The sequence below is a fragment of the Nonomuraea sp. NPDC049684 genome (assembly GCF_044465345.1).
GTDB lineage: Bacteria > Actinomycetota > Actinomycetes > Streptosporangiales > Streptosporangiaceae > Nonomuraea.
In genome coordinates this window covers 597,543-624,042 of sequence record NZ_JBITLO010000003.1, presented here as the reverse complement: position 1 = coordinate 624,042, position 26,500 = coordinate 597,543, and the positions used below count along the sequence as shown (strand labels likewise).

Annotated in this window: 23 protein-coding genes; 4 read left to right on the top strand and 19 right to left on the bottom strand. The window is 72.2% G+C overall.

Annotated elements, in window-relative coordinates; all coding sequences use genetic code 11:
• Window position 1: 1 nt before the first annotated feature.
• On the bottom strand, window positions 2–4,507 hold the full coding sequence (gltB, locus tag ACIBST_RS13185; RefSeq protein WP_397171448.1) for a glutamate synthase large subunit: 4,506 nt from the start codon (window positions 4,505–4,507) through the stop codon (window positions 2–4).
• Window positions 4,508–4,819: 312 nt separating this feature from the next.
• Here gltB and ACIBST_RS13180 point away from each other — a divergent pair, with 312 nt between their 5' ends.
• Window positions 4,820–6,361, top strand: a complete 1,542-nt coding sequence (locus ACIBST_RS13180; protein WP_397171447.1) for a bis-aminopropyl spermidine synthase family protein — start codon at window positions 4,820–4,822, stop codon at window positions 6,359–6,361.
• Window positions 6,362–6,406: 45 nt separating this feature from the next.
• Here the strand turns inward: ACIBST_RS13180 and ACIBST_RS13175 are convergent, their stop codons facing one another.
• The 7 genes from ACIBST_RS13175 to ACIBST_RS13145 all read right to left on the bottom strand — a co-directional run bounded on the left by ACIBST_RS13175 (window position 6,407) and on the right by ACIBST_RS13145 (window position 13,102).
• Window positions 6,407–6,997, bottom strand: coding sequence for a hypothetical protein (locus ACIBST_RS13175; protein ID WP_397171445.1), 591 nt, complete (start codon window positions 6,995–6,997; stop codon window positions 6,407–6,409).
• Between the two features lie 67 nt (window positions 6,998–7,064).
• Window positions 7,065–8,069, bottom strand: a complete 1,005-nt coding sequence (locus ACIBST_RS13170; protein WP_397171444.1) for a hypothetical protein — start codon at window positions 8,067–8,069, stop codon at window positions 7,065–7,067.
• A 1,061-nt stretch (window positions 8,070–9,130) separates the two neighbouring features.
• Entirely contained in the window at window positions 9,131–9,835 is a 705-nt protein-coding gene (locus ACIBST_RS13165; RefSeq protein ID WP_397171442.1) for a VIT1/CCC1 transporter family protein, read from the bottom strand.
• On the bottom strand, window positions 9,832–10,761 hold the full coding sequence (lgt, locus tag ACIBST_RS13160) for a prolipoprotein diacylglyceryl transferase (RefSeq protein WP_397171441.1): 930 nt from the start codon (window positions 10,759–10,761) through the stop codon (window positions 9,832–9,834). The genes ACIBST_RS13165 and lgt overlap by 4 nt, the downstream gene beginning before the upstream one ends.
• A 111-nt stretch (window positions 10,762–10,872) precedes the next feature.
• Window positions 10,873–11,637 (bottom strand): DsbA family protein, encoded by a 765-nt coding sequence (locus ACIBST_RS13155; RefSeq protein WP_397171439.1) that lies wholly within the window; start codon window positions 11,635–11,637, stop codon window positions 10,873–10,875.
• Window positions 11,609–12,118, bottom strand: coding sequence for a MauE/DoxX family redox-associated membrane protein (locus tag ACIBST_RS13150; protein WP_357968163.1), 510 nt, complete (start codon window positions 12,116–12,118; stop codon window positions 11,609–11,611). The genes ACIBST_RS13155 and ACIBST_RS13150 overlap by 29 nt, the downstream gene beginning before the upstream one ends.
• A 144-nt stretch (window positions 12,119–12,262) precedes the next feature.
• A complete protein-coding gene (locus ACIBST_RS13145) occupies window positions 12,263–13,102 on the bottom strand; it encodes a helix-turn-helix transcriptional regulator (RefSeq protein ID WP_397171437.1) in 840 nt (279 codons plus the stop codon).
• A 106-nt stretch (window positions 13,103–13,208) separates the two neighbouring features.
• On the opposite strand from ACIBST_RS13145, the gene ACIBST_RS13140 reads away from it, so the two are divergent.
• Window positions 13,209–14,936, top strand: coding sequence for a beta-galactosidase family protein (locus ACIBST_RS13140; RefSeq protein WP_397171435.1), 1,728 nt, complete (start codon window positions 13,209–13,211; stop codon window positions 14,934–14,936).
• Between the two features lie 82 nt (window positions 14,937–15,018).
• On the opposite strand, the gene trpA is transcribed toward ACIBST_RS13140, so the two are convergent.
• The 9 genes from trpA to ACIBST_RS13095 form a co-directional block, all read right to left on the bottom strand.
• Complete coding sequence (gene trpA, locus ACIBST_RS13135; RefSeq protein WP_357968156.1) at window positions 15,019–15,813, bottom strand: tryptophan synthase subunit alpha; 795 nt, start codon at window positions 15,811–15,813, stop codon at window positions 15,019–15,021.
• 85 nt (window positions 15,814–15,898) lie between these two features.
• Entirely contained in the window at window positions 15,899–17,122 is a 1,224-nt protein-coding gene (gene trpB / locus ACIBST_RS13130; RefSeq protein ID WP_397171651.1) for a tryptophan synthase subunit beta, read from the bottom strand.
• A gap of 20 nt (window positions 17,123–17,142) precedes the next feature.
• The gene (gene trpC / locus ACIBST_RS13125; protein ID WP_125630391.1) at window positions 17,143–17,982 is read right to left on the bottom strand and encodes an indole-3-glycerol phosphate synthase TrpC; all 840 of its coding nucleotides are present in this window, start codon (window positions 17,980–17,982) and stop codon (window positions 17,143–17,145) included.
• Between the two features lie 119 nt (window positions 17,983–18,101).
• Window positions 18,102–18,533 carry a DUF2752 domain-containing protein gene (locus ACIBST_RS13120; RefSeq protein WP_397171433.1) on the bottom strand — a complete coding sequence of 144 codons (432 nt, stop codon included), beginning with the start codon at window positions 18,531–18,533 and terminating at the stop codon, window positions 18,102–18,104.
• Window positions 18,534–18,552: 19 nt separating this feature from the next.
• On the bottom strand, window positions 18,553–19,119 hold the full coding sequence (locus ACIBST_RS13115; RefSeq protein ID WP_397171432.1) for a CD225/dispanin family protein: 567 nt from the start codon (window positions 19,117–19,119) through the stop codon (window positions 18,553–18,555).
• Between the two features lie 144 nt (window positions 19,120–19,263).
• Entirely contained in the window at window positions 19,264–19,935 is a 672-nt protein-coding gene (locus ACIBST_RS13110; protein WP_397171431.1) for a DUF4190 domain-containing protein, read from the bottom strand.
• 107 nt (window positions 19,936–20,042) lie between these two features.
• Window positions 20,043–20,711, bottom strand: a complete 669-nt coding sequence (locus tag ACIBST_RS13105) for a Trp biosynthesis-associated membrane protein (RefSeq protein ID WP_397171429.1) — start codon at window positions 20,709–20,711, stop codon at window positions 20,043–20,045.
• A gap of 11 nt (window positions 20,712–20,722) precedes the next feature.
• Window positions 20,723–21,058, bottom strand: a complete 336-nt coding sequence (gene hisI / locus ACIBST_RS13100; RefSeq protein WP_397171427.1) for a phosphoribosyl-AMP cyclohydrolase — start codon at window positions 21,056–21,058, stop codon at window positions 20,723–20,725.
• Window positions 21,059–21,066: 8 nt separating this feature from the next.
• Window positions 21,067–21,441 carry an STAS domain-containing protein gene (locus tag ACIBST_RS13095; RefSeq protein WP_397171425.1) on the bottom strand — a complete coding sequence of 125 codons (375 nt, stop codon included), beginning with the start codon at window positions 21,439–21,441 and terminating at the stop codon, window positions 21,067–21,069.
• 141 nt (window positions 21,442–21,582) lie between these two features.
• On the opposite strand from ACIBST_RS13095, the gene ACIBST_RS13090 reads away from it, so the two are divergent.
• Entirely contained in the window at window positions 21,583–22,419 is an 837-nt protein-coding gene (locus tag ACIBST_RS13090) for an MEDS domain-containing protein (RefSeq protein ID WP_397171423.1), read from the top strand.
• Window positions 22,412–22,801: an ATP-binding protein gene (locus ACIBST_RS13085; RefSeq protein WP_397171421.1), complete on the top strand. Its 390-nt coding sequence runs from the start codon at window positions 22,412–22,414 to the stop codon at window positions 22,799–22,801. The genes ACIBST_RS13090 and ACIBST_RS13085 overlap by 8 nt, the downstream gene beginning before the upstream one ends.
• 10 nt (window positions 22,802–22,811) lie before the next feature.
• On the opposite strand, the gene ACIBST_RS13080 is transcribed toward ACIBST_RS13085, so the two are convergent.
• Window positions 22,812–24,590 carry an ABC transporter ATP-binding protein gene (locus ACIBST_RS13080; protein WP_397171419.1) on the bottom strand — a complete coding sequence of 593 codons (1,779 nt, stop codon included), beginning with the start codon at window positions 24,588–24,590 and terminating at the stop codon, window positions 22,812–22,814.
• A complete protein-coding gene (locus tag ACIBST_RS13075; protein WP_397171650.1) occupies window positions 24,587–26,383 on the bottom strand; it encodes an ABC transporter ATP-binding protein in 1,797 nt (598 codons plus the stop codon). Before ACIBST_RS13075 ends, ACIBST_RS13080 begins: the two co-directional genes overlap by 4 nt.
• Window positions 26,384–26,500 lie beyond the last annotated feature (117 nt).

Genomic DNA, 26,500 nt, shown 5'->3' with positions numbered 1-26,500 from the left:
CCTAGCCCTGAACCGCAGCCGCCATGACGGCCTCGTCGATGTCCCTGCCTTCGGCGCGGGCGGCCTCGGCGGCCTCCAGCACCCTCTTGTAGTCGGTCGGCATGATCTTGCCGAACCGGGCGAGCGCGGCGTCCCAGTCGGCCAGCAGCTGCTTGGCCACCGGGGACGCGGTCTCGGCGAAGTGCTTCTCGACCGTCTCCTTCAGGAACTCCGCGTCCTGCGCGGTCAGCGGCTCGATGGCGACCATCTCCCGGTTGACCCGCTCGGGCCGCAGGTCGAGCAGGTACGCCACGCCGCCGGACATGCCGGCCGCGAAGTTGCGCCCGGTCGGCCCGAGCACGACCACCCGGCCGCCGGTCATGTACTCGCACCCGTGGTCGCCCACGCCCTCGACGACCGCCGTGGCGCCGGAGTTGCGGACGCAGAACCGCTCGCCGACCACCCCGCGGACGAACACCTCGCCGGACGTGGCGCCGTACAGGGCGACGTTGCCGGCGATGATGTGCCCGTCGAGCGGGGCCTCCTCGTGCGGCCGGACGGTGATCCGCCCGCCCGACAGGCCCTTGCCGAGGTAGTCGTTGGCGTCGCCGGTCAGCCGCAGCGTGATCCCGCGGGGCACGAACGCGCCGAAGGAGTTGCCCGCCGAGCCGGTGAAGCCGATGTCGATGGTGTTCTCGGGCAGGCCCTGGCCGCCGTACCGCTTGGTCACCTGGTAGCCGAGCATGGTGCCGACCGTGCGGTTGACGTTGCGGATGGGCAGCTCCAGCGTGACCGGGGTGCCGTCGTCGAGGGCGCCCTCGGCGAGCTGGATCAGGGTGTTGTCGAGGGCGTGCTCCAGGCCGTGGTCCTGCTCGACGGTGCGCCGCTTGGGCGTGCCGGCGGGCAGCTCGGGCTGGTGCAGGATCGGCGACAGGTCGAGCCCGCCGGCCTTCCAGTGGTTCTCGGCGGCCGTCGTGTCGAGCATCTCGACGTGCCCGATCGCCTCGTCGAGCGAGCGGAAGCCCAGCTCGGCCAGGTACTCGCGGATCTCCTCGGCGATGAACTCGAAGAAGTTGACCACGAACTCGGGCTTGCCGCTGAAGCGCTTGCGCAGCTCGGGGTTCTGCGTGGCCACGCCCACCGGGCAGGTGTCGAGGTGGCAGACCCGCATCATCACGCAGCCGGAGACGACCAGCGGGGCGGTGGCGAAGCCGTACTCCTCGGCGCCCAGCAGGGCGGCGATGACGACGTCGCGGCCGGTCTTGAGCTGGCCGTCCACCTGCACCACGATGCGGTCGCGCAGGTCGTTCAGCAGCAGCGTCTGCTGGGTCTCGGCCAGGCCGAGCTCCCAGGGCGCGCCAGCGTGCTTGAGCGAGGTCAGCGGCGAGGCGCCGGTGCCGCCGTCGTGGCCGGAGATGAGCACCACGTCGGCGTGCGCCTTGGACACGCCCGCCGCGACCGTGCCGACGCCGACCTCGGCGACCAGCTTCACGTGGACCCTGGCCTCCGGGTTGGAGTTCTTCAGGTCGTGGATGAGCTGGGCCAGGTCCTCGATCGAGTAGATGTCGTGGTGCGGCGGCGGCGAGATGAGGCCGACGCCGGGCGTGGAGTGGCGGGTCTTGGCGATCCACGGGTAGACCTTGTGGCCGGGGAGCTGGCCGCCCTCGCCGGGCTTGGCACCCTGAGCCATCTTGATCTGCAGGTCGGTCGCGTTGACCAGGTATTCGCTGGTGACGCCGAACCGGCCGGAGGCGACCTGCTTGATCGCCGACCTGCGGGTGGCGTCGTACAGGCGCTCGGGGTCCTCGCCGCCCTCGCCGGTGTTGGACTTGCCGCCGAGCCGGTTCATCGCGATGGCGAGCGTCTCGTGCGCCTCCATCGAGATCGAGCCGTACGACATCGCGCCCGTGGAGAAGCGCTTGACGATGCTCTCGACCGGCTCGACCTCCTCGATCGGGATCGACCGGCCCTTGCGCAGCTTGAACAGGCCGCGCAGGGTCATCAGCCGCTCGGCCTGGGAGTCCACGAGGCTCGTGTACTCCTTGAAGATCTCGTAGCGGCGGGTGCGGGTGGCGTGCTGGAGCTTGAAGACGGTCTCGGGGTTGAACAGGTGCGGCTCGCCCTCGCGCCGCCACTGGTACTCGCCGCCGACCTGGAGCCTGCGGTGGGCGTTCTCCGCCCGCGGGTAGGCGTGGCGGTGACGCTGGGCGGTCTCCTCGGCCAGCACGTCGAAGCCGACGCCGCCCAGCCGGGACGTCGTGCCGGTGAAGCAGGCGTCGATGACCTCCTGGCTCAGGCCGAGCGCCTCGAAGATCTGCGCGCCGGTGTAGGAGGCCACCGTGGACACGCCCATCTTGGACATGACCTTGATGACGCCCTTGCCGTACGCCTTGATCAGGTTGCGCACCGCCTTGTGCTTGCCGATCTGCAGCACACCGGTGTCGACCAGGTCCTCGACGGTCTCGATCGCCAGGTACGGGTTGACCGCGCCGGCGCCGTAGCCGATGAGCAGCGCCATGTGGTGGCACTCGCGTGCCTCGCCGGTCTCGATGACCAGCCCGATCTTGGTCCGGGTCTTCTCCTGGATCAGGTGGTGGTGCACCGCGCCGGTGAGCAGCAGCGACGGGATCGGGGCGAGCGCGTCGGAGGAGCCACGGTCGGACAGCACGATGATGCGCGCGCCGTCGGCGATGGCCGCGGACGCCTCGGCCCTGATCTCCTCAAGGCGCGCGAGCAGCGCCTGGCCGCCGCCGGCCACCTCGTACAGGCCGCTGATGACGTGCGGGTGGAAGCCCGGCAGGTCGTGCTCGTCGTTGATGTGGATGATCTTGGCGAGCTCGTCGTTGTCGATCACCGGGTACGGCAGCACGAGCTGGCGGCAGGAGGTCGGGCCCGGGTCGAGCAGGTTGCCCTCGGGGCCGAGCACGCTGGCCAGCGAGGTGACCAGCTCCTCCCGGATGGCGTCCAGCGGCGGGTTGGTGACCTGCGCGAACAGCTGGGTGAAGTAGTCGAACAGCAGCCGCGGCTTCTCGCTCAGCACCGCGACCGGCGTGTCGGTGCCCATCGAGCCGATCGGCTCGGCGCCGGTCCTGGCCATCGGCGACAGGATGATCCGCAGCTCTTCCTCGGTGTAGCCGAAGGTCTGCTGCCGCTTGACCAGCGCCTCGTGCGTGGGGATCTCCCGCTGCCGCGCGGGCAGCTCCTCGAACCTGACCAGCCCGGCGTGCAGCCACTCCTCGTATGGGAGCGCGGCGGCCAGCTCGGCCTTGATCTCGTCGTCCTCGATGATCTTGCCGCGGGCGGTGTCGATGAGGAACATGCGGCCCGGCTGCAGGCGGCCCTTGCGGACGACGTCCTCGGGCTTGAAGTCGAGCACGCCGGCCTCCGAGGCCAGCACGACCAGCCCGTCGGCGGTCACCCAGAACCGCCCGGGACGCAGCCCGTTGCGGTCGAGCACGGCCCCGGCCAGGGTGCCGTCGGTGAACGTGATCGAGGCCGGGCCGTCCCACGCCTCCATCAGGGAGGAGTGGAACTCGTAGAAGGCGCGGCGCGCCGGATCCATCTCGGTGTGGTTCTCCCACGCCTCGGGGATCATCATCAGCACCGCGTGCGGCAGGCTCCGGCCGCCGATGTGCAGCAGCTCCAGGGCCTCGTCGAAGCTGGCGGTGTCGCTGCCGTCGGGGTCGCAGATCGGGAAGAGCCGCGAGATGTCGCCCGGGATGTGGGCCGATGACAGCATCGCCTCGCGGGCCCGCATCCAGTTGCGGTTGCCCTTGACCGTGTTGATCTCGCCGTTGTGCGCCACGTACCGGTAGGGGTGGGCCAGCGGCCAGCTCGGGAAGGTGTTGGTGGAGAAGCGCGAGTGCACCAGCGCGATCGCGCTCTCGTAACGCTCGTCGCTCAGGTCGGGGAAGAACGGCTCCACCTGGTCGGGCGTGAGCATCCCCTTGTAGACCACCGTGCGGGCCGACAGCGAGGGGAAGTAGACGTCCGCCTCGTGCTCGGACCGCTTGCGCAGGCAGAAGGCCAGCCGGTCGAGGTCGAGGCCCTGCTCGCCGCCGGGGCTCGAGACGAAGAGCTGGGCGAAGTGCGGCATGACGGCGCGGGCGCTCGGGCCCGGCAGGGCGCGGTCGACGGGGACGTCCCGCCAGCCCAGCACCGTGAGGTTCTCCTCGGCCGCGATCTCCTCGATCAGGCCGGTGGCGACGGCCCTGGCCTGCTCGTCGGCCGGCAGGAAGGCGATGCCGGTCGCGTACGCGCCGGCCTCGGGCAGCGCGAACGGCACGCTCGCGCGGTAGAACTCATCGGGGATCTGCGTCAGGATCCCGGCTCCGTCGCCGGTGTCCGGCTCGCTACCCTTGGCTCCCCTGTGATCGAGATTGCACAACGCCGTCAGCGCCTTGACCACGATCGTGTGCCCACGGCGTCCTGCGACGTCGGCGACCATGGCGACACCGCAGGCATCATGCTCGTTGGCGGGGTGGTAGAGGCCCTGAGGCTCGGGGAATCCGAGGTGGGCAGCAGGCATTGAATCCCTCCCGTCGTCTTCGTCTGTCAAGAACTGCTCTACAGGCGGGGACGACGTTGGCCCTGCTGCATATCGTGGGTAGAGATTACCGCACGATGCCGGAATGGTGCCCGCCACGTCCGCATTGCGAACATTGCGCAGGGTTCCAGCATCCGAACTCCTCATCCCAAACCCCGGACCCGGCCATCAGAATTCCCAGTTCACGCCCCTGTTGTCCCATGACCCTCACAGACCCCGGACGCTCCCCCGAACGGGCCCGCCCCTCCCCGGCGGGCGGCCGGAGCCGGGCCCGCCCCTCGATAGGGTTGGCGTATGGATCGTGACGGGGTGGAGCGCCTGCTCGCCGAGGCGGGCGTCGACGGCAGGCGGCTGCGGCACGCCCTCACCCTCCTGTGCGACGGCCAGTGGTGGTCCCTGGCAGGTCTGGTCAGGGAGACCGCCACCTCCCGGCGGACCGTCGAGGCGCTGCTGCGCGAGGTGCGCCTGGAGCGCTCGGGCGAGAGGTTCCGGGTGCCGCCCGGCGACACGCCCGCCTATCAGGACCTGCTGGCCATGGCGCCGCCGCCCGAAGACCCGGTGGCCCACCTGCTCCCCCACTACCCCGGCGTGCTCGAACGCCTGACCGCGCTGGTCGCGGGCGCGCCGCGGGCCCGTCACGTGCTCGACCACGTCTCGGCCACTCCCGAGACGGCCCTGCGGCGCGCGCTGCTGCTCGGGGCGCGGTTCTGGCTGCCCGGGGCGCGGCTGCTGTGCGTCGGCGACCACGACCTGACCTCGCTGGCCGTCAAGCTGGTCCATCCCGAGACCGACGTCACGGTGGTCGACGTCGACGAGCGCATCCTGGCCTACATCGACGAGCAGGGGCTCGGGGTCCGCACGCGCTGGGCCGACCTGCGGCTCGGGCTGCCGGCCTCGGCGCGGGAGCACGACCTGGCCTTCACCGACCCGCCGTACACGCCGGAGGGGATCGGGCTGTTCGCGGCGCGCGCCGTGGAGGGGCTGAAGGACGACGGGCGGGTGCTGGTGGCGTACGGGGCCAGCGAGCGTACGCCGATGCTGGCGTTCAAGGTTCAGCAGGCGTTGTCGGAGCTCAACCTCGCCTATGAGGCGATCTATCCGGATTTCAATCGCTATTTCGGGGCGGAGGCGATCGGCTCGGCGGCCGACCTCTACCTGCTGCGTCCCACCACCAAGACCCGCCCGGCGGTCAACGCCCGGCTGGGCCGTCAGGCCACGGCCATCTACACCCAGGGCCCCCAGTCGGTCGAGTCGGCCCCGGCGGCGGTCCCGGCCTCCGATCTGGCCGGGTTCGAGGCTGACCTGCTGGTGGGCGAGTGGCCCAAGGAGCTGCCCCAGGGCCGGGTGCGGCTGGCGACCTGGCTGGCCAAGCCGTACGCGGCGGCCGTCGAGCGGGTGGCCGTCGCGCTGCCGCCGGGGCTGGAGGCGGCGCTCCCCCGCGTGCTGCTCGCCACCCGCGCGGCGCACGTACGCGTGTGGGGGGCCGACCTGCCCTCGCTGCCGGAGGCGCTGTCCGCCGTCTACGAGTTCCGCCGCACGGGCGGGGCGCTCGACGCCGTACGCCGCCCGCAACCCGCCGGGGCGGCCGGCGCGGTGCTGCGCAGGATCCTCGACAACGGCCACGCCAAGCTGGCCAACACCTGGCGGGAGGCGCTCATCGCGGTCGCCCGCGACCAGGGCACGGCGCTCACCAAGAACGAGGCCCGCACCCTCATCCGCCAGACCGCTCCCTGGTCCGACGACCTGACCCCCCTGGAAGCCCCCCTCCACCGCCTGACCGGCCTCGCCGCCGCCGTCTCCACCACCGTCACCGCCCTCACCACCACAACCCCCTGACCTCCCGGAAGCCCGCAGGAGCGGGTGGCTGGACGGGGTGGGCGGTCAGGTGGCGGCGAGGATGCGGTTCTGGACCACGCGGCCGAGGCCGTCGAGGGCGACCAGCGCCGTGACCAGGTCGTCGGCGGAGACCGTGCCGCCCGCCCAGCTCACCGTCACGTAGTGGCCCATGGCACGCGCCTGGGCACGGCTGCGGGCGGCGTCGAACGCGGCGTCCTGCCGGACGAAGCCGTCCTTGCCCAGGGCCGCCACCAGGGCGTCGGCCGCGCGGCCGTCGGGCAGGTTGAAGATGGCGAACTGCCCGGCCAGCCCGTCGCCCTCGTACGCCGCCGCCAGCACCTGCGTGCACCCGGACGCCGACGCCCCCCACAGGACCTCGTCGCAGTCGTCGTGCTCCTGCGTGGAGACCCGCCGCAGCGCGCCGAGCGTCTGCGTCTCGGCGGTGAAGACCTCCTGCGCGGTCAGCGGCGCGGCGTCGGCCTGACGGGAGTCGACGGCCGCGTAGAAGGCCGAGGTGGGCTCGCCCCGGAAGGCGGCCGGCCGCGGCTCCCCCGGACGCAGCCACAACCACCCGGCCACGGCGACCGCCAGCGCCCCCACGGCCGCCCCCGCCACCACGACGACACGACGGGACATCACGCGCACCCCACCCCGACGCGGGACATCAGGGCCGCTCCCTTGATCGCGACCGCCCGAGGCGACGTCACGAGGCCGGTCCCGTGATCGCGACGACGCGGCGGTAGACGGACTTCTCGGCCCCGCGCAGGGCCAGGGTGACGGAGACGAAGTCGTCCCGGGCGGTGGGGTCGAGGCCGTCGGTCTTGCCGAGCCAGACCAGGCCGACGTAGTGGCCGAGCGCGTAGCCGCCGCCCTCGGAGTAGCCGCCCGCCGGGAAGGCCGCCTTGGACGAGGTCAACGGCCGTGCCCAGCCGCCCCGGTAGAGCGTCTTCAGGGATTCGACCAGGTCGCCGGCCGACTGGCCGTCCTTGAGATTGAGCAGCGTGTACTGGCCGACGTAGCGGCCGTCGGAGCTGACGTACAGGCCGCGGGCCGCCTGGAGGCAGTCGGCGTCGGCCACCTTCTCCAGCAGGGCCGTGCCCCACAGGGCGGCCGAGCAGTCGGCGTCGATGCGCTTGGCGGCCAGCTTGAGCGTGAGCTTCTTGGAGACCGCGAGCTCGCTCTGCCCGAAGACCTCCTTGTCGGTGAGCTCCCGGCTGTCCTTGGCCCGGTCGGCCAGCGCCGCGAACAGCTTGGGCGAGCTCCAGCCCTGGTAGGACATGGGCATGGCGGCGTCCGGGCCGAGGACGGCGGCGCTGGCCTCCCGCTCGGGGGCGTAGTCGCCGAGCGAGCCGACGACCGCCACCAGCCCCGCCGCGCCCGCGACGACGCCGATGACCGTGGCGATGATGACGATCAGCCGCTGCTGCTCCGGGCGCAGGCCCCACTCGGTGAGCACCGGGAACTGCCAGTCGGAACGCGGTGTGCGGCGTCGTTTGCGCGACCCGGAGCCGGTCGGGATCTCGGCGGACTCCCCGGTCCTTCCGGACTCCGCGGACGATACCGACGCCCCGAACGCGGCGAAACCCTCTGCGTCGTCGTGCCCGCCACCGTCCGCGGGGGCGCTCCGGCGTCCCGGACGGGACTGCGCGCCGCCGTCGGTGGCCGCGGCTCGACGACCCGTACGGGCGGCCTCGGCCAGGTCGTCCATGCTCGCGGCCCAGACGGAGTCGTCGTCGTCCGACGCCCGCCTCCTCCCGCGAGCGGTTTCCCCGCCGTCGTGGGCGCGTCTCCCTCGGGACGCCTCTCCGCCCTCCTGGGCACGCCTGCCCCGGCTGGACTCCGGGCCTGCCTGGGAACGTCTGCCCCGCTGGGAACGTCTGCCGCGCGGCGCGTCGGCGTCGTCGGCAGGCATGGACGCCGCCGGCGCAGCGGGCTGCGCGGCCCGTCCGGCATCGGAAGCCGGGGACGCGGCCCGCTGACCGTCACTCCGCTCACCCCGAGCCGCCCACTGCGCGTCCGACCTCTGCGCACCGGCCCCGGCGGGCCACTGCGCGTCGGACCCTTGCGACCCAGAACCCACAGGCCACTGCGCGTTCGATCCCTGAGAGGCAGCGGGCCACTGCGCGTTGGAACCCTGCGAGCCCGGACGAGCCGCCCCCTGTGCGTCGGACCCCTGAGAGGCGGCGGGCCACTGCGCGTTCGAGCCCTGGGAGCCCGGACGAGCCGCCCACTGTGCGTCGGAGCCCTGAGGGGCGGGATGCGAAGGCCAGGAAGCGTCGGGCCCCTGGGGGGCGGGTGGGCGGGCGGCCCAGCCTGCGTCGGCGGGCTGTTGGGGGCGGGCGGCGCGGCGGGCCGCCCAGAGGTCCTGTCCGCCCTCGGCACCGGCCACCGGCTGCTCGGGGGCCGCGGCCTCGGCAGCGCGAGCAGCGGCACGGCGACGAGCCCTCCCGGACCCCGCGCCACGCCCGCCACGCGAACCACCGCCTCGCCCGCCGCCGACCCCGCCAGCAGCACCGCCGTCGGCCCCGCCAAGAGCGCCGCCGCCACCGACGCCACCGGCAGTGCCAGGAGCGCCGGGAGCGCCGAGAACACCGGGAGCACCCGAAGCACCCGAAGCGCCCGCAGCACCGGGAGCACCGCTGGAACGGCCGGAACCGTCATAGGTGCCAGGAGCACCGCCATACCCGCCCGAAGCGCCGCCGGAGCCGAAGGGTCCGCCGGTGCCCGGAGTGTTGTCGCCGGCGGAGTCGCCGGAGCGTCGTCCCGATCTCACAGCCCTGACGCCCCGATCAGGTTGCCCAGCCCGTACGTGATGCCCGCGGCCACCGCGCCCACCACGAGCTGCCGCAACCCCGAGTACCACCAGCTGCGCGCCGTCACGGCGGACACCAGCGCGCCCGCCCCGAACAACGCCGCGCACGACACCACGGCCGACAAGGTAAGCCCCTCGACTCCGAACAGGTACGGCAGGAGCGGCAGCACCGCCCCCACACTGAACGACAGGAACGACGACACCGCCGCCACCTTCGGCGAGGGCAGCGCGCCGGGAACGACACCCAGCTCGTTCTGGGCGTGGACCTCAAGGGCCCGCTCGGGATTGCGGGAGATCTGCCCGGCCACCGCCGCGGCGAGGTCGGGCTCGACCCCCTTGTCCACGAACGACTGAGCCAGCTCGGCCAGCTCGGCCTCCGGGTTGCCGGCGAGCTCCCGCTGCTCCACGGCGATCTCGGCCTGGGCCAGTTCGCGCTGGCTGGCCACGGAGACGTACTCGCCGCCCGCCATGGACAGGGCCCCGGCCGCCAGCCCGGCCACGCCGCTGAGGGCGACGACCTTGGTGCTGGCGGTGCCGCCCGCGACGCCGGCGATGAGCGCGAAGTTCGACACCAGGCCGTCCATCGCGCCGAACACCGAGGGCCGCAACCAGCCCCCGCTGACGTCGCGATGGCGATGGTGGATCTCCGCGCCGCCGGTCATCGCGGGTTCTTCTCCTTCGTCGCGGCACCGTCGTCGGCGTCGTCATCCGCGTCGTCGTCCGCGCCGGTGCCGGTGTCGGCGGGTTCGGCGGACTCGTCCGAGGCGGCCGAGGCGGCCGGCGCGTCGGACGAGCCGGGATCGGCCTGGCCGCTCTCGTGCGCCGGATCCACCGCCAGGTCGAGCGGCACGACCCGCTCCTCGGTGTCCTTGTTCCTGGTCACCCAGAGGTAGACCAGCGCGCCGACGAACAGCACGATGGACGTCCACTGGTTGAGCCGCAGGCTGAGGAAGGTCACCGCGTGGTCGACCCCGCCGACCGGGTCGATGCGCAGGCCCTCGATCCAGAAGCGGCCCAGCGTGTAGCCGGCGACGTACAGGGCGAACAGCCGCCCGTGCCGCAGCGCGAACCGCTTGCCCGCCAGGATGAGCAGGAAGCCGAGCGCGACGTCCCACAACGACTCGTACAGGAAGGTCGGGTGGTACAGGACGCCCGGCTCGCCGCCGTGGTCGACGTCGATCTCCAGGCCCCACGGCAGCGTGGTCGGGCCGCCGTAGAGCTCCTGGTTGAACCAGTTGCCCCAGCGGCCGATGGCCTGCGCGAAGGCGATGCCCGGCGCGACCGTGTCGGCGACGGCGCTCATGGAGATGCCGCGCTTGCGCACGGCCCACCACACGCCGACGCCGCCGAGCGCGATCGCGCCCCAGATGCCGAGCCCGCCCTCCCAGATGAACAGGGCCTGGTACGGCTCCTTGATCGCACGGCTGCCGAAGTAGGTCTGCCAGTCGGTGATGACGTGGTAGAGCCGGCCGCCGATCAGACCGAAGATCACCGCGGGGACGGCGATGTCGATGATCGTCCCCTTCTGGCCGCCGCGGGCGACCCAGCGCCGCTCGCTCAGCCAGACGGCGACGACGACGCCGAGCACGATGCACAGTGCATAGGCCCGGATCGGGATGATTCCGAGATACCAGACCCCCTGGGAAGGGCTGGGAATCGAGGCTAGGGGCATGTCAGGTGAGGGTAGCGCAGCCTGCGGCTACTTGGCGGCCTTCGTGACCGCATCGCGAAGTTGCTGCGGCGAGAACGCCGCCTCGCCGATGCCGGTGCCGTTGAGCTTCACGGTGGGCGTGCCCTCGATCGACTGCGCCGACATGATCTTCGCACTGTCGGTCAGCACGGCGGGCGCGTGCTTCTGGGACGTGACGCAACTCTCGAAATCGGGCGAGGTGACCCCGGCCTCCTTTCCCCACTCGACGAGCTGGTCGGTCTTGAACCCCTCGACGGTCTCGGCCGGCTGGTTCTTGTAGATCAGGTCGTGGAAGGCCATCCACTGCTTGCCGTCGGCGACGCAGCGGGCGGCCGCGGCCGCGCGTACGGAGTTGCCCTTCGTCGGCTCCCTGGAGAAGATCGTGATCGGGTGGAAGACGACCTTGGCCTTGCCCTCGGCGGCCAGGTTCTTGAAGGTCGAGCCGCTGACCCGCTCCAGCTCCTTGCAGACCGGGCACTGGAAGTCCTCGTAGACGTCGACCACCGGCTGCGTCACGCCCGCCTTGGCCATCACCGCGCTGCCGTCGGGCTGCAGGGTGATCGGCGCGAGCTCGGCCCCGGCCTCCTCCGACTTGGAGGAGCTGATCGTGTACCAGGCGCCGAGGCCGACCGCGGCCACCGCGACCACGGCCGCCGTGGTGTAGGTCACCAGCTTCCTGCGCTTCTCCTGGGCACGGGCCGCCGCCTGCTGCTCTCTGATCTTCTCGCGCGCCGACATGTTCTGGTCAGACTTGGTGCGCTGCGCTTTGTTCATCCTCGATCTCCTCTTCGTCACCTGTGTCCTCCTCGGCACCCGCCAGTCCGAGCGCCCCGTCGAGGGCGAACCGTCCCGGCGGGAAGCGGGCCGTCCATGCGCCGAGCAGCACCAGGCCGAAGTCGCGCAGGATGTCGAGCAGGTAGGCCGGCTCTTGCCCTGTCTCCAGCTGGCCGCCGCCGCCGAAGCAGCCGCAGTCGATCCGCAGGCCGTGCGCCCAGGCCCAGGCGATGCCGAACACGAAGGCGAACATGAGCAGCGCGGCGATCACCGCTGCCACCCTGGTCAGCAGACCGACGACCAGGAGCACGCCGACGACGATCTCCAGGATCGGCAGGACGTAGCCCACCATCTCGGCGATCGACTCGGGCAGCAACTGGTACGCCTTGACCGCGACCACGGAGTCGGACGGATTGCCGATCTTCAGCGCCCCCGCCGCGATCAGCACGCCCCCCAGGATCAGCCGGGCGACGGTCGTCACCCAGGGTATCGCCGATCTGCCGTTGTGTGACGGTTGTGACGCGGCCACGGGTGATCTCCTCTTTCTCTGCGCCGGGAATGCGCACAGTACCGGGACATCATCCGATCACGCTCGGGATAAGCGTCGGCTAAGGCAGAGTCCCGTTCATGAAATGGTAGGAAGTCCACGATACTGCTGCGCCCGGAATTCGCTCGGCGGCAGACCGGCGCGGCGGGTGAACAACCTGGTGAAATAGGCCGGGTCGTCGTAGCCGACACGCCGGGCCACGGCGGCGACCGGCAGGTCGGTGGTGGCCAGCAGGTCCTTGGCCCGGTTGAGCCTGATGGACAGCACGTAGTCCTTGGGGCTGCACCCGGCCAGCCGGCGCACGGCGCGGCGCAGCTCGGTCAGCGGCATGCCGAGGCGCCTGGCGTGCTCGGCGACCGGCACCGGCAGGCAGGCGTCCCTGGCCAGCCCGGCCAGCACCGGGTCGCCGTAGGGGTCCTCGTCGGCGCGGCTGCGCCTGAGGGCGACCAGGACCTCGTGCACGATGGCCGAGGTCTCCACCTCCAGGTACGGGCCGCCCCTGCGGCACGCCTGGGCGATGCGGCCGATGGCGTGGGCGGCCGGTTCGGCCGTGGTGAGCGGGGTGACGGGGTTGTCCGCGTCCACGAAGCCGAGGTCCTGGTAGGCGGTGGCGGCGGGGCCGGTGAAGTCGACGAACCACTCGTCCCAGCCGGCCTCGTCGGGCGCGTAGTGGTGGCGTACGCCGGGCAGGAGCCAGATGACGGCGGGCGCGACGACGTCGACGACGGGCCCCTCCCCCTGGCAGAACCAGCCGCGGCCCGCGGTCACCAGGACGGCAACGTGGTGCTGCAGGGTGCGCGGCCCGACCGTGGGCAGCCGCCCCTCCTGCCGCCCGACGCCGAGGCACACCAGGCCGAGCCCGCGATGGGCGGGGCCCGGGGTCAGGTACTGCATCCACTTGTCGTAGGGCGGGGTCATCCGGTCTCCGCGGGTGAGTCCAACAGGTTGTCTGGGTTTGTCCATGGCCGTTGACCTGCGGTCTTGGCAGGGTTGCGGGGCGCGAAATCCTACCGGAGGAAGAGTTATGGGTGTTTTCTCGGTCGAGAACGGAGTGTTCCGGCTCGACGGTGCGGAGTTCAGGGTGTTGTCGGGCGCCATGCACTACTTCCGGGTGCATCCCGGCCAGTGGCGGCACCGGCTGGCGATGCTGCGGGCGATGGGGCTGAACACCGTCGAGACGTACGTGCCGTGGAACCTGCACGAGCCGCGCAGGGGCGAGTTCCACCGGCTGGAGGAGCTGGGCGCGTTCCTGGACGCGGCGGCCGAGGAGGGGCTGCTGGCGATCGTGCGGCCGGGCCCGTACATCTGCGCGGAATGGGACAACGGCGGCCTGCCCGCCTGGCTCACCGGCCGGATCAGGACCTGCGACCCCGAGTACCTGGGCCACGTGGACCGCTACTTCGACCGGCTGCTCCCCCAGGTCGTCGAGCGGCAGGTGACCCGCGGCGGCAACGTGATCATGGTCCAGGTGGAGAACGAGTACGGCTCCTACGGCAGCGACCCGGCCTACCTGCGGCACCTGGCCGACGGCCTGACGGCCAGGGGCGTCGAGGTGCCCCTGTTCACCTCCGACGGCCCGGCCGACTGGTACCTGACCGGCGGCACCCTGCCGGGTGTGCTGGCCACGGTGAACTTCGGCTCCGACCCCGACCGGGCGTTCGCCGCGCTGCGCGAGCACCGGCCGGACGACCCGCCGTTCTGCATGGAGTTTTGGTGCGGCTGGTTCGACCACTGGGGCCACAAGCACATGACCAGGGACGCCGGTGACGCGGCCGCCGTCCTGGAGCGCATCCTCGAACTCGGCGCGTCGGTGAACCTGTACATGGCGCACGGCGGCACCAACTTCGGCACCTGGGCGGGCGCCAACCAGGCCGGCGAGCGGGCGATGGGCGACTGGCGGCCGACCGTGACCTCCTACGACTACGACGCGCCGATCGACGAGCGCGGGGCGCCGACCGAGAAGTTCTGGCGCTTCCGCGAGGTGTTGTCGCGCTTCGCGGGCGAGCCGCCGGCGGTGCCGCCGGTCCCGGCCGTGCTGCCGCCGGCGACGTTGCGGCCGGTCCAGTCGGTGCCGCTGGTCGACGCGCTGGAGGCGGTGGCGGGGCCGCCGGCGAGCGCGCCGGTGCCGCCGTCGTTCGAGGAGCTGGGGCTGGAGCACGGGCTGGTGCTGTACAGGGCGCAGGTGCCGGGGCCGCGCGGCGCGTACCGGCTGCGGCTGCCGGGGCTGCGCGACCGGGCGCACGTGTTCGTGGACGGCCGGCTCGCCGGGGTGTTCGAGCGCGACGCCGAGGAGCCGGAGGTGACGGTGTCCGGCCCCGCCACGGTGGAGCTGCTGGTGGAGTCGATGGGACGGACGAACTACGGGCCGCTGACCGGCGAGAGCAAGGGCCTGACCGGCGGGGTCCTGCACCACCAGCAGTACCTGAACGGGTGGAGCGCGCGGCCGATCCCGCTGCGGGACGTCTCCGCGGTGCCGTTCGCCGACGGCGCGCAGGCCGGGCCCAGGTCGTTCTTCCGGTTCGTCCTGGAGGTGGACGAGCCCGCCGACACGTTCCTGGCGCTGCCCGGCTGGGGCAAGGGGTACGTCTGGGTGAACGGCTTCTGCCTGGGCCGCTACTGGGACCGCGGCCCGCAGCGCACCCTCTACGTCCCGGCCCCGCTGCTGCGCGCCGGGACGAACGAGATCGTCGTCCTGGAGCTGGACCAGGTGGGCCCGGCCGTGGAACTGCGCGCGGAACCCGACCTGGGCTGACCCCCGCGGCACGACATGACGGAAGGCGCGCCCCCGCTCAGGGGACGCGCCTTCGTGATGATCGGGACAGCCCGCAGAGGGCTCAGCGGCGCACGCCGCGGGCCATGTCACCGGCCAGCGCCATGATCGACTCGCGCCCGGCGGCCTCGTCGGGCGCGTCGAGGATGCGGCGGATGAACGCCGACCCGACGATCACGCCGTCGGCGTAGCGGGCCACCTCGGCCGCCTGCGCGCCCGTGCCGACGCCCAGGCCCACGCACACGGGCAGGTCGGTGTGCGCGCGGGTGCGCTTGACCAGGCCCTCGGCCGCCGAGTTCACGCTCTCCCTGGCGCCTGTGACGCCCATCAGCGAGGCGGCGTAGACGAAGCCGGTGCAGCAGTCGACCACGGCCTTGATGCGCTCCTCCGTGGAGCTGGGCGCCACCAGGAACACCGTGTCGATGCCCGCCGCGGCCGAGGCGGTGCGCCACGGCTCGGACTCCTCCGGCGTCAGGTCGGGCGTGATCGTGCCCACGCCGCCCGCGTTGGCCAGGTCGCGGGCGAACCGGTCGGCGCCGTAGCGGTCGATCGGGTTCCAGTACGTCATGACGAGCGTGGCGGCGCCGGTGGCGGCGACCCCCTCGACGGTGCGCATCACGTCGGCGATGCGGGTGCCGTTGACCAGCGAGCGGTGCACCGCGTCCTGGATCGTCGGCCCGTCCATGAGCGGGTCGGAGTAGGGCAGGCCGATCTCGATGACGTCGCAGCCCGCCTCGACCAGGGCCGCGGCGGCGGCGATCGCGCCGTCCTTGGACGGGAAGCCGGCAGGCAGGTAGCCGACGAGCGCGGCCCGGTTGTCCGCCTTCGCCTTGGCGAAAACCGTCTGAAGAGTCGTCATGTCTGTCCGTTTCGAAGGTCGAGTCCCACCATGATGCCCTGACGCGGGCCGTCGTCCGGTCACCCGCGCCGCGCTGCCGAGGGCGTCAGAGGTTGAAGTACTTCATGGCGGTGCCCATGTCCTTGTCGCCGCGCCCGGACAGGTTGACCAGGATCGTCGACTCGGGGCCGAGCTCGCGGCCCAGCTTCAGCGCGCCCGCCAGCGCGTGGGAGGACTCGATGGCCGGGATGATGCCCTCGGTCCTGGCCAGCAGCGAGAACGCCGCCATGGCCTCGTCGTCGGTGACGCCGTGGTAGGTGGCGCGGCCGGAGTCCTTCAGCCAGGCGTGCTCGGGGCCGACGCCCGGGTAGTCGAGGCCGGCCGAGATCGAGTGGGACTCGATCGTCTGGCCCTCGTCGTCCTGGAGCACGTACGTGCGCGAGCCGTGCAGCACGCCCACCGAGCCGGCGGTGAGGGTGAGCGCGTGCTCGCCGCTCTCCAGGCCGTGGCCGGCCGCCTCGTAGCCGTGCAGGGCCACGCTCTCGTCGCCGATGAAGGCGTGGAAGATGCCGATGGCGTTGCTGCCGCCGCCGACCGCCGCGCACACGGCGTCGGGCAGGGCGCCGGTCAGCTCCTGCATCTGGCGGCGGGCCTCGACGCCGATGATGCGGGCGAAGTCGCGCACGATCTCGGGGAAGGGATGGGGGCCGGCGACGGTGCCGAACAGGTAGTGGGTGGTGTCGACGTTGGTCACCCAGTCGCGGAACGCCTCGTTGATGGCGTCCTTCAGCGTCTTGGAGCCGTTGTGGACGGGCACCACGGTGGCGCCGAGCAGCTTCATCCGGGCCACGTTGAGCGCCTGGCGCTCGCAGTCGACCGCGCCCATGTAGATGACGCACTCCAGGCCGAGCAGCGCGGCCGCGGTGGCCGTGGCCACGCCGTGCTGGCCGGCGCCGGTCTCGGCGATCACCCGCTTCTTGCCCAGGCGCCTGGTCAGCAGCGCCTGGCCGAGCACGTTGTTGATCTTGTGGGCGCCGGTGTGGGTGAGGTCTTCCCGCTTGAGCACGATGCGCGCGCCGCCGGCCTCCTGGCTGAAGCGCGGCACGTCGGTCAGCGTGGTCGGCCGGCCGGCGTAGGTGCGCAGCAGGTGGTCGAACTCGCGCAGGAACTCGGGGTCGGTCTTGGCCTTGTCGTAGACGGCGGCCACCTCGTCGAGCGCGGGGATCAGCGCCTCGGGCACGTAGCGGCCGCCGAAGATGCCGAACTTGCCGTGCAGGTCGGGGTCGTTGCCGTACGCGGCGCCACCGGCCAGGTCGGCGGCGCTGAGGATGGAGCCTTCGTTAGCCACTGCTATCCCTCTGCTGAGTGGTCGGGGCGCGTCGACGGGTGAGCGCCGGCGGTCACCAGCGCCTCCACGGCCTTGCGCGGATCCTTGCCGGTGACCAGGCTCTCCCCCACCAGGACGGCGTCGGCGCCACCCCTGGCGTAGGCGAGCAGGTCGTGCGGGCCGCGCACGCCCGACTCGGCGATCTTGATCACATTATCCGGGATCTTCGGCGCCAGCTTCGCGAAGACGTCGCGGTCGACCTCAAGAGTCTTCAAATTACGCGCGTTGACCCCGATGACCCGCGCCCCGGCGGCGACCGCCCGCTCCAGCTCCTCCTCGGTGTGCACCTCGACCAGCGGGGTGAGCCCGATGGACTCGGCCCGCTCGATCAGCGACACCAGCGCCTCCTGCTCCAGGCAGACGACCATCAGCAGCGCCAGGTCGGCGCCGTGGGCCCGGGCCTCCCAGAGCTGGTAGGAGGTGAGGATGAAATCTTTACGCAGGATGGGGATGTCGACGCGGGCGCGGACGGCCGCCAGGTCCTCCAGGCTGCCCCCGAACTTGCGCCGCTCGGTCAGCACGCTGATCACGTGGGCCCCGCCGGCCTCGTAGTCGGCCGCAAGCGCGGCGGGGTCGGCGATGGCGGCGAGCGCGCCCTTGGACGGGCTCGACCGCTTGACCTCGGCGATCACCGAGATCCTGTCACCCCCGAGGGCGGCCATCGCGTCTCTGGGCCCCTGGGCCCGCTCGGCTCGCCGCTTGAGCTCGTCGATCGACACGGCCTGCTGACGTGCGGCGAGATCGGCGCGCACCCCTTCGAGGATGTCGTCGAGGACACTCGGTCCTTCCGTCCGCTCACTCACGCGCTTGGGGTCCCTCCGGTTGACAGTGGGGGTGGCAGAGAGTTCGCCTCGCGTCCGCTCTCGGCCTTGTCCTGCGATGGTATCGGCCCCACCGGGGTCACCTCGCCACAGGGCCCGTACTACGGCGCGAGGAACGCCCCGAAGGGGAGGTTTCGGACGACCCAGTAGACCATCACGACCGCGAGGAAGGCCCACAGCCACGCCGGATGGGCCAAAGTGGTGCGCCGCGGCCTGCCCTGCCACGCCCGTACGACCCACCGGCCCCACCAGAACAGCAGGAACGGGATCATGGCGACGGCCAGCGGATTGAGCCCCAGGGCGGCCACCGGGTCGAGGTGGGCCAGCGCGTGGATGGTGCGCAGCGTGCCGCAGCCCGGGCAGTAGAGGCCGGTGACCCACAGGAACGGGCAGGTCGGATAGTGGCCGGGCTGGTTGGGGTCGACCACGCCGACCACCCCGAACACGGCGCCCGTCGCGGCCGCAACACCGAGCGGCGCGAGCAGGCCCTTCAGCCGCCCCGTCCCCCGCCGCCCGGTTGTTGCGATGTCCATGCTTTCAGTATCCCGCTTGTCAGTACGAGCCGTAGCTGCTCGTCGAGGCGGCGAGCAGCACGAACACCACCACGTAGAAGATGATGAGCAGGACGATGGCGATGATGCCGAAGATCAGGCTGCGCTTCCACCAGGTCTTGGCCTCCTCGGCGGCCTGCATGGCGCCCTGGACGTCGCCGACCTGCCACTTGGAGTTGACCTGCGACGACTTCACGATCGCCACGATGCCGAGGGGCAGGCAGCAGAACAGGGTGGTGAGGATCGCCGGGACCAGCTGGTTGTCCGGCGGGGTGCCGCCGGGGCCGTAACCGCCACCGGGGTAGCCACCGGGCGGCTGCCCGTAACCGCCGCCAGGGGGCTGGCCGTAGCCGCCACCGCTCGGGGGCTGCTGGCCGTAGCCGCCACCGGGGGGCTGCTCACCATAGCCGCCGCCACTCGGAGGCTGCTGGCCGTAGCCGCCGCCGTAACCGCCGCCGCTGGGCGGCTGCTGGCCGTAGCCGCCACCACCGCTCGGCGGCTGCTGCCCGTAACCGCCGCCGGGCGGCTGGGCGCCGTAACCGCCGTCGCCCTGGTTTCCGTAACTCATGCTCGTGACTCCTCATGTCGTCAGCGTGAAGCGAGTTGCGCGCGGCAGCCTAGCGATAAAGCATCCCCTACGTGGACTAACGCCCACGTTGCGGACAATTCGTAATCACACCGCAAGCGGGGCGTCACGCTGCGCCCCGCCCGTTCACGAGTAGTCGCTGACGGAGGCCGCCGAGCCGAGGCCGATCAGGGTCAGCCAGAAGCCGCCGAAGAAGATCCAGAAGAGCACGAACAGCACGACCATGATGTAGGAGGTCACCAGGCCGCCCATCGCCATGCCCTGGCCCTCCTCCCCCGTGCGCTTGATGCGGTTGAGCGCGATGTGGCCGAGGACGACGCCGACGATGCTGGTCGCGCCGCAGGTGACCAGGCCGACGATGCCCAGGATGAGCGAGGCCACCGCCATGCCGTTGGTGGAGCGGGGCTGGGGGGCGCCGTACTGGCCGTAGCCGGGCTGGCCGTAGCCCTGCTGCCCGTAATTCTGCTGGCCGTAGCCGGGCTGGGCGTAGCCGCCGCTCGGGGGCTGGGGCTGCTGGCCGTACCCCAGGGGCTCCTGGGGGTAGCTCGGCGGCTGCTGGTTGTAGCCGTAACCGCCGCCGCTGGGCGGCTGCTGGTTGTAACCGCCGCCGCTCTGGGGCTGCTGACCGTAACCGCCGCCGCTCTGCGGCTGCTGGCCGTAACCCCCGTTGTTCTGGGGCTGCTGGCCGTAGCCCGGGCCCTGGCCGTAGCCGCCGCCGGTGGGCGGCTGCTGGCCGTAGCCGCCGCCGGGGGGCTGCGCGCCGTAGCCCCCGCTGCCGCCCTGGTCCCCGTAGCTCATGAGCTGGCTCCTCTTGTCTTTTGACGAGTTGCACCGGCAGCTTATTGAGAAAACGTTTGCCAAGCAGACAGAGGTTCAGAACCGTGGAGATTTCGTAACTACCGACCTCAGCGGGGTTCCGGGGACTCCGTCGGGTCGTCGCCGCGGTCGAGCGCGTCCCACAGCTCGCGGTCCTCATGGCCCCTGCGGGCCGCGACCGCGCCCGCCCGCTCGCCGGCCGGCTCGCCCGCCCGCTCGCCCGCCCGCTCGCCCGTCGCGTCGGCCGCCCTGTCGTAGCGCGACGACATGCCCGCCCACCTGCCGCCGCGCACCGCGGCCAGCACGCCGCCGGCCAGGAGCAGGAACGCGCCGAGCCCGGCCACGACCGGCCAGCCCGGCACCGGCTCCCACGGCAGGCCGGCCACCGCGCGGACCGCGTTGTGCTCGCGCAGCCAGCCGGTCACGGTGTTCGAGGCCAGCCCCGCCCACGTGCCCGCCGCCGCGCCCGCGCCGCAGAGCGCGACCAGCGCGCCGACGACCCGGCGCCCGGCGCCCTTGGTCGCCGGCACGGCGACCACGCCCGCCAGCCCCGCCAGCCCCAGCGGCGAGAGCACGGGGCTCAGGTCGCCGCCGGTCGGCGCGGCCGCGTCGGCGGCCTGCGCGCCGAGCACCCGCACCCACACCTGACCGGCCGCCAGCAGCACGAGGCAGCTCCCCAGGACGGTCAGCGCCAGCCACGCCCACAACTCGCGCCGCCCGTTCCCGGAGCCTTTGCCGGAAACCTCACCAGACGTCATGCCGGAAGCCGCTAACCGAGCGAACCGGCGTCGAAGCAGGTGCGGTCGCCGGTGTGGCACGCGGCGCCGACCTGGTCGACCTTGAGCAGGATCGTGTCGCCGTCGCAGTCGAGGGCCACGCTCTTGACGTGCTGGACGTTGCCCGAGGTGTCGCCCTTGACCCACAGCTCGTCGCGGCTGCGCGACCAGTAGGTGGCCCGGCCGGTGGTGAGCGTGCGATACAGCGCCTCGTCGTTCATCCAGGCCATCATGAGCACTTCGCCGGTGTCGTGCTGCTGGGCGATGGCGGGCACGAGGCCGTCCGCGTTGCGCTTCAGCCGTGCGGCGATCTCGGGGTCGAGGGACATGCTGCCATTCAACCAGCCCGCCCCCGTGCTCCCGCCTCCGGCTGGGCCAGCGCCTGCGGCAAGGTGTCGTGGATGGGGAACAGGGCCGCCAGGTTCGTCCTGCGCAGCCGCCGCAGCACCTGGCCGTCGGAGGCCACCAGCGCCATCGTGCCGTCCCTGTCGCGCAACGCGGCGAGCTGGCGCACCAGGACCCCGAGCCCCGTGGTGTCGATGAAGGTCAGCCCGGTCAGGTCGACCACCAGCCGGGTGCCGTCGGCCGCCATCGCCTCGTCGAGGCACTTCCTGACCTGGGCGACGTTGTCCACGTCGACCTCGCCCGCGAGGGCGACCACCACGATCTCCCCGTGCCTGCTGTGCGTCGTCTCCAGAACGTCCACGCCCATGCCTTTCGTGACCCTTCCTGGGCGGCCCCGCCGAAAACGTACACCGGCGGAACGGGTGACGGTGTGTTTTGCCGAGAACGCGCTACGTGATCGCGGGCATCACGGTAATTTCTAGGCGACGCGTGCTAGGGAGGACACATCGTGGTGCACGTCGCGGGCTCGGTCCTCGACCCGGATCTGGGGGACCACGTCTGCCTGCCGTTCGAGGGCGAGCGGGAGCGCATGACGACGACCAGGCAGTTCACACTCAACGGGCTGCGCCGCCGGACCAAGGTGGTGATCATCACCCATGCGGAGACCCCTGAGCGCACCCGGGGCTGGCTGGCGCCGCTCGTCCCGGGGTTCGACGACGCCGAGGCGGCCGGGCAGGTGGAGATCCTGTCCTGCGCCGACACGCACTTCACCGACGGCCGCCTCGACCCCGACCGCCTGCTGCACGCCCTGGCCGACGCCCACCACCGGGCGCGCAGGCACGGCCAGCACGGCGTCTACGCCCTGATCGACGCCTCCTGGGGAGCGCGCGACGCGCAGGCCCAGGCGGCGTTCGAGGCCACCGCCAACGAGCTGTTCGGCGAGCGCTGGCTGGCCGCGGTGTGCCAGTACGACCGCGAGCTGTTCCCCCTCGACGCCATCGAGCACGCCACCGCGGTGCACCCCATCGCGCCCGAGCAGGCCCTGCTGCGCTTCGCCAGCACCTCCTCGCCGCCGGGGCTGCGGGTGTGGGGCGACGTCGACCTCACCAACAGGCCGGCGTTCGGCTCCGTGTTGTCGCCGCTGCAGAAGGAGCCGGGGCAGGTCGTGATCGACGCCTCCCACCTCGACTTCATCGACGCCGGCTCGGCCCGGCTGCTGACCGTCACGGCCGCGGCCAGGCCCTACGGCTCGACCGTGGTCGTCTGCGCCGAGCGGGTGGCCCGGGTGCTGCGGCTGGTCAGGGCGGACACGCACGTCGTCGTCCGCCGGGTGGGCGATGGGTAGGCAGGTGCTGCGCGCGACCTTCGCGCGCGGGCGCATCACGTTCCTGCGCAGGGCCGTGGCCGAGCAGGCCGCCTACGAGGGGCTGAGCGGGCGGCGCCTGGAGGACTTCGTGCTGGCGGTCAACGAGGTCACCACCAACGCGGTCCTGCACGGCGGCGGCCAGGGACGGCTGCGGCTCTGGTCGGGCGAGGGACGGCTGTGGTGCGAGGTCACCGACCAGGGCCCGGGGCTGCCGCCCGGCTGGATGGGCCAGGCGCGCCCGCCCGCGGGGCTGGAGTTCCGCGGGCGGGGGCTGTGGCTGACCCGGATGTTGTGCGACCACATCACGATCGTGTCCGGCCCGGCGGGCACGAGCGTGACGTTCGCCGCCGCCCTCGACTAGGACCGCGTGCTCAGGAGTGCGCCGCCGAGACCCAGGAGGCGTGCAGGTCGGCGTAGACGCCCGGCTGGGTGACCAGCTCGGCGTGCGGGCCGCGCTGCACCAGTCGGCCGGCGTCGAACACCAGCACCTCGTCGGCGTTCTCCGCCGTCGAGAGCCGGTGGGCGATCGAGACGGCCGTGCGGCCCCTGGTGACGCCCTCCAGCGCGCGGGCCAGGCGCACCTCGGTGGCCGGGTCGACGGCCGAGGTGGCCTCGTCCAGCAGCAGCAGGTCGGGGTCGGCGAGGTAGGCGCGGGCCAGGGCGACGAGCTGGCGCTCGCCCGCCGACAGCGACTCCCCGCGCTGGCCGACGGGCGTGTCCAGGCCCGCGGGCAGGCCCTCGACCCAGTCGGCCAGGCCCAGCTCGGTCATCGCGAGCTGGATCTCCTCGCGGGTGGCCGGCGGCCTGCCGTACCGGACGTTGTCCTCCAGGGTGCCGTCGAACAGGAAGCCGTCCTGGGGGACCATGACGATGCGTTCGCGCAGGGAGGAGAAGCGCACGTCGCGCAGGTCGTGGCCGTCCACCGTGACGCGGCCGCCGACCGGGTCCATGAGCCGGGTCAGCAGCTTGGCGAACGTGGTCTTGCCCGACCCGGTCTCGCCGACGACGGCGACGCGCGAGCGCGGCGGGATCTCCAGCGAGACCTCGCGCAGCACGGGCGGGCCGCCCGGGTAGGAGAAGTGCACGTTCTCGAAGGCCACCGAGATCGGGCCCCTGGGCAGCCGCACGCCCTTGTCGCCGGGGTCGGCGACGTCCGGCGGGGTGTCCAGGACGCCCAGGATGCGGCGGTACCCGGCCACCGCGTTCTGGGCCTCGTTCAGCACCTCGGTGGCGGTCTGCAGCGGCGAGACGAACAGCGTGACCAGGAAGAGGAAGGCCACCAGCTTGCCCGCGGTGATGTCGCCGGACACGCCGAGCCGGACCCCGAGCAGCACGATCCCGGCGATGGCCAGCGCCGCGACGATCTCGGTCAGCGGGAAGACGAAGCCGACGATGGTCTGCGCCTTGATCTGCGCGGTCCGGTTGGCGTCCACGGCCTTGTCGATGCGGTCGGCGGTACGCCGCTCTGAGGCGTAGGCCCTGATGACGGCCGCGCCGACCACGGACTCGCTGACCGCGGCCAGCATGTCGCCGGTCCGCTCGCGCACGGTCGTGTACGCCCGCGACAACAGCCGCTGGAAGCGCGGCAGCGCGATCATCAGCGGCACGAAGCACACCCACACCAGCAGCGTGAGCTGCCAGGAGTAGACCAGCATGAGCACGCTGGCCACGAAGAGCTGGCCGAACGCCACGATGATCATCAGCCCGCCCCACTGCATGAACGTGCTGATCTGGTCGATGTCGTTGGTGACCCGCGAGACCAGCGCGCCGCGCCGCTCGCTGTTCTGGGTGAGCACCGACAGGTCGTGCACGTGCCGGAACCCGCGCACGCGCAGGCTGGCCAGCGAGGACTCGGTGGCCTTGTACAGGCGCACGTTCATGACGTAGCCGGCCAGCGCGGTCAGCAGCACGGCCGCGGCGCACACCAGGACGGCCCGGGTGATGTACGGCAGGTCCGGCGTGCCGCTCTTGATGCCGGTGTCGATCGTCTGCTGCACCGCGATCGGCACGATGATCTTGCCGATGGTCGCCACGACGGCCAGTCCGAGCGTGCCGGCCAGGCCCTTGCGGAACTCGGGGGTGAGCGACAGGCCGTGCCAGATGGTGGCCAGCGCCGACCGCTCGACGTTGCCCTGGAGCGCCTCGCTCATGCGCTGACCTCTTCCTCTTCGGCGTCCCCCGCAGGCGACAGGTCGATGGCGGCCCGTTCGGCCTCCTCGCGCTCGTAGGCGGTCACCAGGTTGCGGTAGCCGGGGCAGCGCACGAGCAGCTCCTCGTGGGTCCCGCGGTCCACGACCCGGCCGTGGTCGAGGTAGACCACCTCGTCGGCCAGGGCGATGGTGGCCATCCGGTAGGCGACGACCACGACGGTGGAGGCGTGCGCGGTGTCCCGCAGCCCGTGCAGGATCTTGGCCTCGACCTGGGGGTCCACGCTGGAGGTGGCGTCGTCCAGGATGAGCAGGCGGGGGCGGCGGACCACCGCGCGGGCCAGCGCGATGCGCTGGCGCTGGCCGCCGGACAGCGAGGCGCCGCGCTCGCCGACGCGGGTGTCGAGCCCGTCGCCCAGGCGGCCGACGAAGCCGTCGGCCTGGGCCAGGCGCAGCGCCGCCCGCACGTCCTCGTCGGCGGCGTCCAGGCCGAGCGCGACGTTGCCGCGTACGGTGTCGTCGAACAGGAACGTCTGCTGCGGCACCAGGGCGGCGGAGGCGGCGATGGCGCCGTAGGGCAGGTCGCGCACGTCGACGCCGTCGAGCAGCACCTGCCCGGAGTCGGGGTCGACGAGCCGGACCAGGAGCTGGACCAGCGTCGACTTGCCCGACCCGGTCGGCCCCACCAGGGCCACGGTACGGCCGGGCGGCACGTCGAAGGTGACGTCGTGCAGCACCTCGGCCTGGTCGTAGGCGTAGGACACGCCGGCCACCTTCAGCTCGGCGGGCCCGGACGTGGCCACGGGCGTGTCGCCGTAGTCCATGGAGCCCTCGGCGTCGAGCACGGCCTGCACCCGCTGCCAGCCGACGACGCTGCGCGGCAGCTCGGCCAGCACCCAGCCCAGCGCCCTGATCGGGAAGGCCAGCAGCGTGAACAGGTAGGCGACCTGCACCAGATCGCCGGAGTCGATCGAGCCGGTGGACAGGCGCAGCGCGCCGACCGCCAGCACGGCCAGCACGCCGATCGTGGGCAGCGCCTCCAGCATGGGGTCGAACAGCCCGCGCACCCGGCCGACGGCGATGTTGGCGTCGCGCAGCTCGTGGGCGCGGCGGCGGAACCGGTCGGTCTCCAGCTCCTCGCGGCCGAGGGTCTTGATGACCAGGGCGCCGTCGAAGCTCTCGTGCGCGATCTCGCTCACCTCGGCGCGCAACTGCTGGGCGCGGGTGGCCAGGGGGCTGAGCCGGCGCTGGTAGATCAGGTTCAGCACGGCGATGGCCGGGAAGATCAGGAAGCCCACCAGCGCGAGCACCAGGTCGGTGAACAGCATGGCGACGGCCGCGGTGAACAGCATGACCAGCACGCCGACGGCCATCGGCAGCGGCGCGAGCGGCGCCCAGGCGGCCTCGGCGTCGGCGCTGGCGTTGGACAGCAGTTGCCCGGTCGGGTGCCGGTGGTGCCAGGACAGCGGCAGCCGCAGGTACTGCTTGGTCACGTCCCTGCGCGACCTGGCCTGCATGCGGTACTGCACGACGCCGGCCAGGATGCGCCGCCCCGCCACGCCGATCGCCTTGAGCAGCGCGGTGCCGATGATCAGCAGTGCTCCGGTCCACATGGCGCCGGCGGAGGTCCGGCCCTGGTCGAAGGCGGGCAGCACCACGTTCTGCGTCGCCCAGCCCAGTGCCCAGGCCGAGGCGACGGTCATGCCGCCGTAGACCGCGCTGGCCAGCGCGGCCATCGCGAACACGGCTCTCTCCGTGCGAATGGCCACCCCAAGGACCCGCAGTCCTTGACGCATGACGGCCGAGGTGACCTTGCTCGCCACTCGATATTTTTCCCTTCAAACGTCGATATTTCTATCTATGTCCCTATCACGGCCGATCGTCTCCTTATTCCCACAGGTAGGCTTGGCCGG